We start from the raw sequence: 8,916 nt of genomic DNA, 5'->3' as shown, positions 1-8,916 counted from the left end.
CGTTTTGTTTATAAATAAACACATATAATTCACAGAATGAATAAGCTCTGCAATTTAATATATAAATCGCAGAACTTAATTTAATTAACAGTTCAGCCGTTGCGGAGGGGGAGTTTCCTGCTCCCCATTATTTAAGCCCCGATTACATCCCATAACGTTCAGAAATAGCAGCATGCTTCTCTTCATTCGCACCGGCTTCTTTGGCAAGACGCCACCAGCACAACGGATGTTCCCAGTCAGCGGTCAATTCACTCAGGCTCTTATCGATATCACCTTTAGAAACTGAACGCGGTGCACTGATGACAAAGTAGAACGCAGACAGCGGCTGTGCATCTTCTCCCTGATGACTGTCCGTTAACGTATAGTCATCATTACTGTTGCTCCAGTAGTACCAGTTTCGTTCACGGAGCGCCTCACGGAAGGTATTAAACTGTTCTTCACCAGGCATAACACCTTCGCAGAACCAGGACTCGCCGTACCCGGTCGGGATAATGGTTTGCAGGCACCCATAGAGCGGAGTGAAATTCTTCTGCTCTTCTTCGTCTTCTGGTCGGGTATTCAACATTTCCGCATCGAAAACGACAATTTCATCAACATGTTGTGGGAAATCGGTCCGGTAAGTCGGCTCTATAATCCTTGCCGTTACCGGCCCAATCCGCTGGGCATAGTAATAGCGGTATTCGAAGTTTTCCCGGAAACGGATGTTCAATAACCCCCATTTTTCGTCGATAAAACCTTCGCCTTCCGTAAGTTCTATTTCCAGCTCGGCTGCAATAGCACGCACCAGACCCCATTGTTGTAAGATGCTGGCGGTCGCCATGATATCCCACTGGAGATTGCGAATATCTTCTTCACGGCTGATCAAAAGCTGCTGTAATTGCTGTAAATAATCCAGTTGCCGATCCCAGGCATCCTGTTTTTGCGCCGCCCAGGAGCACATACGATAAACGCCTGGCCACTCACGCCCTTTTGCGTTTTCCAGCAATTGTTGACCAATTGTCTCCAATTCACTCCAGTCTTCCTGTTGGTTGATCACTCGCGCGCGGAACCACAGCGCCATATGTAGCAGCCCCGCCTGTTCATACAGCTTCGCCAGGTGCTCAATGGTTTGCTGATCGCCACGGTTAAGCAACAAATCCAGCAGGTCGAAACAGAGACCGTTATCTTCCTCAATATGACTTTCAACGTAACATTGCAAAAGTTCGATCGACTCATTGATCGCATTACAGGCGTTTAATGCATTGACCAGTTTGCCCAGCAATTCCGCATCATCTGGCGTGTTCAGGTAAGCACGACGGAATACCTCTACGTCTTTTTCTGGATCTGGCTGCGTTTCTTCATCGCTATTTTCAGATGCTTCCACTATCGGGCGAGCAAGCAACTCCGCCTCTTTGGCGGCGATTTTTTCGCTGAGTTCGAGAAATTCACGATCGACACCTAATAACGCGCGTAATTTCGGCATGTGCCGCTGGGCCAGTTTCATCGCCATTTTAGCAACCCAGACAGATTCACGTTCCAGCGCGAGGGTGATTTGCAGTTTTGCCAGATCAACCACTTTGCGGTGCGCCCCAGCCTGCGAACGATGCTCCAGCATTTGTTGGATAATGCGCGCCAGTTGCCAGTGGTTTCTCTGCGGATGGCGAGGAAGCAGTACGGTAATAATCTTTACCCACATGCCCCATGAATAGGGAGTCAGATCTGGCCAACGCGGCAATTCCTTCCAGACTTCTTCGTCCTGTCCGCATAACGCCATGATGTACAGTTTTTTCAACTGATAACTGATACGGTCACGTCCCCAGTAATCATTTTCTTCTGCCAGTTCATCAATCAATTTGCGTGCTTCATCGTAACGCTGAAGGGCAACCAAAATATCGGCACGGGTCGCCAGCAGCGCTTCTAAATATTCACTCCCCGCTGCGTTTACCGCGTCGATTTGCCTGTCGATATAAACCAACGCCTCTTCTGTTTTGTTGGAATCCACCAGTGCGCTGGCATATTCGCAGGATAAACACATAAAACAGCTCCAGGTCGGATCAATGCGCGCGATGGTCTCTTCACATACCGCCATGCGTTCATTAGCCCAGCCTGGGGCATCTATATTCTCGTAGCAGGCGGATAAATCCTGCGTAACGCAGATAGATTGCGGGCAATCTTTCGCCTCTTCCCGATGTGCTTTTTCAAACAGCGCCACCACATCAGGCAGCACTTTTTCGCCTTCTTCGTGGTTAGTCAGACGATGGCGCATTTCCCAGTGTCCGATAAATATTTCCAGCCACGGATTTTTTGCCACCTGATTAAGTGCTTTCATTTCCGGTAATAATGAATCGCACTTTTCCATTTGCAGATGCAAAACACCTTCTGAAAAATCATCAATAAGTTGCGGAATATATTCTTGCCCGGCATCGCGCAACTCCTGACTATATTTATTGTACCACTCCCATGTATCCATTTTATTTTCCTTGATTAATTAAAACAGGAATAACCTGAGTAAAATCTTCCAGTGCCTGGTGTAAATCCCACTGCTGCTCTTTATTACCGCTGGAACACAAAATCACTTTTAGCGATTTTAATAACCGTAATGCCGCCGCTGGTTGCTGTTGATGTTGTAATGCTGTCACCAGTTGCATGACGCAGGGATTATTAAGGTTGATATACAGACTTGATGTTTTGGTCTTTTGGATTTGCGAAGTAAATTGCCGCGCCAGCATTAACGCCGCGGTGCTGATGCGCTTATCGGCATCATCCTGCTCAAGAATTTGTTTTAATTCCGCTTCCCGGTCTGGCGTGACGACTAACGGTAAAACGGCCGGTTCGAAGCGGGAAATAATTAATTGCTCACCATCGCAGAGCTGCTCTTCCAGATACGCAACCTGCTCTTCGGGCAACTCCGCCAGGCTGAACAACTGCTCATTACCCGTTTGCGTACCGACTTCGATAATCCGGCAGTGATATAACAGCGCCCAACGGCGTAAAAATGGCACCACGGCATAGCGATCGCCACGCGCAACGGGTCGTTGCAGAATGTGGAACAACATCTCTTCAAAACCGCCGTCGCGGCTTAACAGAATATGAATGCTGTTATTGATGCGTAAATCTTTCGCCAGCAACGCTCCTTTTGAGGTTGGCACCTGCAAACGGTCTTTCAGCAAATCAAACAGACGATCATCACACAATGCCGCACCCAGTAACGCCTCGTTATGGCGCATTAATACCCGTCGCCATATTTCTGGCTGGTTTTGTGCGAGATCGGACAAACCAGAGATCAGCGACTCTTTTAACGCCTCCTGCACCGCAACCCAGGTTTCATCTCGCTGAAGATCTTCCCGGCTCGCCGTCGGCGTCAGTTTCGATGATTCAATCACACCGCCAATAAAACCGGCCCAGGGCGGTAACAGCTCACGCGCTTCGTCATCGAGTAACATGCCGCGCAAAAACAACGACAGGTTGCGGTTATCGCTGGTGCCGTAAGTTGCACCATCCTGAATCCATAAAATCCCGACGGCATCGCTCATCCCCGCCGGTACTACCGGAATGGTACAAATCGGTTCGAAGGAGGATTCAAACTGGGCGGCAAAGGCGAGATTTTTACGCTGCACCAACGCGCGGTGCATGGTTACGCCTTCGGGGGCAACTTCACGCCACGGCGGCTGGAGTTTATTCACCGGCTCGCTGGCATCGCCCACATAGACCGGCTCGTGCAGCAATATGCAGTAGCGGGAAAGAACGCGGTTCAGCAAATTGTTACTCGCCAGATGGCTGTACTCTTCTTTGAGCGTCAGAATGACCTGCGTACCCGGAGCCGAGTTTTGATGCGGGGTAACGGTGTATTTTTGCCCGTCGGTAGAGTGGTATTTCCAGCTCTGATCCGGCGTTTGCCAGGATGTGGTCAACACCGTGACCTCTTTTGCCAGCACAAAGGCCGACAAAAAGCCGAGGCCGAACATGCCAATGAGTCCCGTATCGTCATCCTGCTGGCGTAACATTCGGGTATAACCCACACCAACCGTTGCCAGAAAGCCATGAATTTCACTTTCCGTCAGGCCTGCGCCGGTATCGCTAATGGTGATGGTGGACTTCGCCACGTCAGCTACCACACGGATTAGATTGTCCTTTGGTGCATCAGGTTGCTCAATCCTGCGACGCACAATTGCATCATGCCCGTTCTGCACCAGTTCGCGCACGGCAACCACAGGTGTGGAGTAAAGATGCTTGCTGAGCACCTCAATTAAGCCGTTTAAATTAACTTCTGTTGAATATGAACTGCCTGGTAACTGTAATGTACTCATTTTTCAATACTCATAATCCATCACCCACTATTGAAAATACATTGAGGTTGACAACAAACACGAAATTGCCTGATGCGCTGCGCTTATCAGGCCTACGGAATTCATTAAGTCTGTACGATTTACAGGTCGGATGAGGCGTTTTCGCCGCATCCGACAAAAATATTTTGCATTTTGTCAGTAATACTTATTGCTGTTTTTAATGCTGGAATAAAATTGTTGTTTCCCTTTACTCATTAGTTACACGTTTTTATTTATTGATACGATGATTAGTTCAAAACGTCCATATAAATAAAATCATTAATTCATCACGTAACGTGAGAGAAGTATATCTTTAACCGCCGGAGTTAACGAGTATATTTACTACAAATAAACAGTAATTATATTTAAATGCTGAATAATATGTTGAGGATTATTTAATAAAAAAATAAAACCGCAACCCGTAATCAGAATTGCGGTATTTTTTAATGATGAATTAAACGCTGAGGATGGGTATAAACCGTTGCCCTGCCTGGCTTACAAAAGCCCACTAATGTCAGGTTACAACGCTCAGCAACTTCCACCGCCAGCGTTGTCGCGGCAGACACCGCAAACAAAATCTCTACGCCGCACATCGCTGACTTTTGTACCATTTCATAACTGGCACGACTGGAAACCAGCACCGCACCTTGCAGCCAGCTTTCGCCTTCCCGCGCCCGGCGACCCAGCAGTTTATCCAACGCTACATGGCGACCCACGTCTTCATGTCCGCCCACCAGTTCACCAGAAGGCAGCATCCAGGCGGCGGCGTGCGTACAACCGGTCAATTGCCCCACGGGCTGGAAGTCATTGAGATGACGTAATGCGTCATCCAGTTTGTTGAGATCAAAGGTCTGGGTGAACGGCAGTGGCTGCACCGGTTTACCAATGTCATTAAGTTGCTCTACGCCACAGACACCACAGCCCGTGCGCCCGGCCAGCGCCCGGCGGCGCTCTTTCAGCCCCATAAAGCGGCGGCTGGAAAGCTCGATTTGCACTTCAAGACCGTTACAGGAAGGAACAACGTCCATACCGAAGATATCACGCGGGTTTTCGATAATTCCTTCTGAAAGCGAAAAACCGAGCGCAAAGAGCTCAAGGTCTTTTGGCGAGGCCATCATCACCACATGCGAAATACCGTTGTAGACCAACGCAACGGGAACTTCTTCCGCGACTTCATCAAGCCGGGAATGTTGTAAATCATCACGCCGCCATAACTCAATTTGACGCATCCCTGTGATATTTGTCACATTTTTGATTTCTTTTTGCTGTGTTTTTTTCACTTTCTCTTAACCAGATAAGAACACACACACCAAGATTATGGTATTCTGTTACAAACCCTTCCTGGATGGAGGGAAATTGAGCCAATTCTGGACCTTTGCGGCCTCTTCCGCAAAGAAAAATAACTCCCACTCCCTGCACGCGCAGCAAGCGAATGTAAATGGGACGTGACAATGTCGAAACAAGGAGCAATCCATGCAGGTCAGCAGAAGGCAGTTCTTTAAGATCTGCGCTGGCGGTATGGCAGGCACCACGGCAGCGGCACTGGGTTTTGCACCCAGCGTAGCACTCGCGGAGACAAGGCAGTATAAACTGCTGCGCACCCGCGAAACCCGTAATACCTGCACCTATTGTTCTGTTGGTTGTGGGCTGCTGATGTACAGCCTCGGTGACGGAGCAAAAAACGCCAAAGCATCTATCTTCCATATCGAAGGTGACCCGGATCACCCGGTCAACCGCGGTGCGCTTTGTCCGAAAGGCGCTGGCCTGGTGGATTTCATCCACTCCGAAAGCCGTCTGAAGTTCCCGGAATACCGTGCACCTGGTTCTGATAAATGGCAGCAAATCAGTTGGGAAGAGGCGTTTGATCGCATCGCCAAACTGATGAAAGAAGACCGCGATGCTAACTACATTGCGCAAAACGCCGAAGGCGTGACTGTTAACCGCTGGCTCTCCACCGGGATGCTGTGTGCTTCCGCGTCGAGTAACGAAACCGGCTATTTAACGCAAAAATTCTCGCGCGCGCTGGGTATGCTCGCGGTCGACAACCAGGCGCGTGTCTGACACGGACCAACGGTAGCAAGTCTTGCTCCAACATTTGGTCGCGGTGCGATGACCAACCACTGGGTCGACATCAAGAACGCCAACCTTGTTGTGGTGATGGGCGGTAATGCCGCTGAAGCTCACCCGGTCGGATTCCGCTGGGCGATGGAAGCCAAAATTCACAACGGCGCGAAGCTGATTGTGATCGATCCTCGCTTTACGCGTACGGCAGCGGTGGCTGATTACTATGCCCCTATTCGTTCCGGTACTGACATTGCTTTCCTGTCAGGCGTATTGCTGTACCTGCTGAACAATGAAAAATTCAACCGCGAATACACCGAAGCCTATACCAACGCCAGCCTGATCGTGCGTGAGGATTACGGCTTTGAAGATGGCCTGTTCACCGGCTACGACGCGGAAAAACGCAAGTACGATAAGTCTAGCTGGACTTATGAACTGGACGAAAACGGCTTTGCCAAACGCGATACCACGTTGCAACACCCACGTTGCGTATGGAACCTGCTGAAACAGCACGTTTCCCGTTATACGCCAGATGTGGTTGAAAACATTTGTGGTACGCCAAAAGACGCGTTCCTGAAAGTCTGCGAATACATCGCAGAAACCAGTGCTCACGATAAAACCGCCTCGTTCCTCTACGCGCTCGGCTGGACGCAACACTCCGTTGGTGCACAGAACATCCGCACGATGGCGATGATCCAGTTGCTGCTCGGCAATATGGGGATGGCAGGCGGTGGCGTTAACGCCCTGCGCGGTCACTCCAACATTCAGGGGCTGACGGATCTGGGGCTGCTGTCACAGAGCCTGCCGGGTTACATGACGCTACCGAGCGAGAAGCAAACCGATTTGCAAACCTACCTCGCCGCCAGCACGCCGAAACCGCTGCTGGAAGGTCAGGTCAACTACTGGAGCAACTACCCGAAATTCTTCGTCTCGATGATGAAAGCATTCTTTGGCGATAAAGCAACGGCGGAAAATAGCTGGGGCTTTGACTGGTTGCCGAAGTGGGATAAAGGCTACGACGTCCTGCAATACTTCGAGATGATGAAAGAGGGCAAGGTCAATGGCTATATCTGCCAGGGCTTTAACCCGGTTGCCTCATTCCCGAACAAAAACAAAGTGATCGGTTGTCTGTCGAAACTGAAGTTCCTCGTGACCATCGACCCGCTGAACACTGAAACCTCTAACTTCTGGCAGAACCACGGTGAGCTGAACGAAGTCGATTCTTCGAAGATCCAGACCGAAGTGTTCCGTCTGCCATCGACCTGCTTCGCGGAAGAAAACGGTTCTATCGTTAACTCCGGTCGCTGGTTGCAGTGGCACTGGAAAGGCGCGGACGCCCCGGGGATTGCGCTGACTGATGGCGAAATCCTTTCCGGTATCTTCCTGCGCTTGCGCAAGATGTATGCCGAACAGGGCGGCGCAAATCCGGATCAGGTGCTGAACATGACCTGGAACTACGCCATTCCGCATGAGCCATCTTCAGAAGAAGTGGCGATGGAGAGCAACGGTAAGGCGCTGGCCGATATTACCGACCCGGCAACCGGAGCGGTCATTGTTAAAAAAGGCCAACAACTTAGCTCGTTTGCCCAACTGCGTGATGACGGAACAACCTCCTGTGGCTGCTGGATTTTCGCCGGTAGCTGGACGCCGGAAGGCAACCAGATGGCGCGTCGTGATAACGCCGATCCGTCTGGCCTCGGTAACACGTTGGGCTGGGCATGGGCATGGCCGCTTAACCGCCGCATTCTGTATAACCGCGCCTCCGCAGACCCGCAGGGTAACCCGTGGGATCCGAAGCGTCAGTTGCTGAAATGGGACGGCACCAAGTGGACCGGCTGGGATATTCCAGACTACAGCGCGGCGCCTCCGGGCAGCGGCGTCGGGCCGTTTATCATGCAGCAGGAAGGCATGGGCCGTCTGTTTGCCCTCGATAAGATGGCGGAAGGTCCGTTCCCGGAACACTACGAGCCGTTTGAAACGCCGCTGGGGACTAACCCGCTGCATCCAAACGTTATCTCAAACCCGGCTGCGCGTATCTTTAAAGATGACGCTGAAGCATTAGGTAAAGCCGATAAGTTCCCGTATGTCGGAACCACCTATCGTCTGACCGAGCATTTCCACTACTGGACTAAACACGCGCTGTTGAACGCGATTTTGCAGCCAGAGCAGTTTGTGGAAATCGGTGAGTCGCTGGCGAACAAACTTGGCATTGCCCAGGGCGATACCGTGAAAGTCTCCTCCAACCGCGGCTATATCAAAGCCAAAGCAGTGGTGACCAAACGTATTCGCACGCTGAAAGCGAACGGCAAAGATATCGATACCATCGGTATTCCGATTCACTGGGGCTATGAAGGCGTAGCGAAAAAAGGCTTTATTGCCAATACGTTGACGCCATTCGTCGGTGATGCGAACACGCAGACGCCGGAGTTTAAATCCTTCCTCGTGAATGTGGAAAAGGTGGATACCTAATAGATTTCAGATTGCAGGGAGCTGGCAACGCCATGAAGACCGGGAGCATAGAAACACTATGTGACCGGGATGAATAAGGAAG

4 protein-coding genes are annotated in these 8,916 nt (G+C 50.6%); 1 reads left to right on the top strand and 3 read right to left on the bottom strand.

The window, feature by feature from the left end:
- Positions 1–142 precede the first annotated feature (142 nt).
- The 3 genes from C0K55_RS22465 to fdhD form a co-directional block, all read right to left on the bottom strand.
- A complete protein-coding gene (locus C0K55_RS22465; protein ID WP_105267024.1) occupies positions 143–2,449 on the bottom strand; it encodes a hypothetical protein in 2,307 nt (768 codons plus the stop codon).
- 1 nt (position 2,450) lies between these two features.
- Entirely contained in the window at positions 2,451–4,286 is a 1,836-nt protein-coding gene (locus C0K55_RS22460) for an ATP-binding protein (RefSeq protein ID WP_001517339.1), read from the bottom strand.
- A 461-nt stretch (positions 4,287–4,747) separates the two neighbouring features.
- Positions 4,748–5,584, bottom strand: coding sequence for a formate dehydrogenase accessory sulfurtransferase FdhD (gene fdhD / locus C0K55_RS22455; protein ID WP_085449386.1), 837 nt, complete (start codon positions 5,582–5,584; stop codon positions 4,748–4,750).
- Between the two features lie 193 nt (positions 5,585–5,777).
- On the opposite strand from fdhD, the gene fdnG reads away from it, so the two are divergent.
- A complete protein-coding gene (fdnG, locus tag C0K55_RS22445; RefSeq protein WP_077688246.1) occupies positions 5,778–8,834 on the top strand; it encodes a formate dehydrogenase-N subunit alpha in 3,057 nt (1,018 codons plus the stop codon).
- The last annotated feature ends 82 nt before the right edge of the window (positions 8,835–8,916 follow it).

The sequence above is a fragment of the Escherichia sp. MOD1-EC6098 genome (genome assembly GCF_002965865.1).
Lineage (GTDB): Bacteria > Pseudomonadota > Gammaproteobacteria > Enterobacterales > Enterobacteriaceae > Escherichia > Escherichia marmotae.
The sequence above is the reverse complement of the archived record's forward strand: the minus strand, read 5'-3'. Positions and strand labels throughout refer to the sequence as shown.

Bases quoted from the DNA above. Each gene is read 5' to 3' on its own strand.
- C0K55_RS22465 (WP_105267024.1), bottom strand. From the start codon at position 2,449: ATGGATACATGGGAGTGGTACAATAAATATAGTCAGGAGTTGCGCGAT.
- C0K55_RS22460 (WP_001517339.1), bottom strand. From the start codon at position 4,286: ATGAGTACATTACAGTTACCAGGCAGTTCATATTCAACAGAAGTTAAT.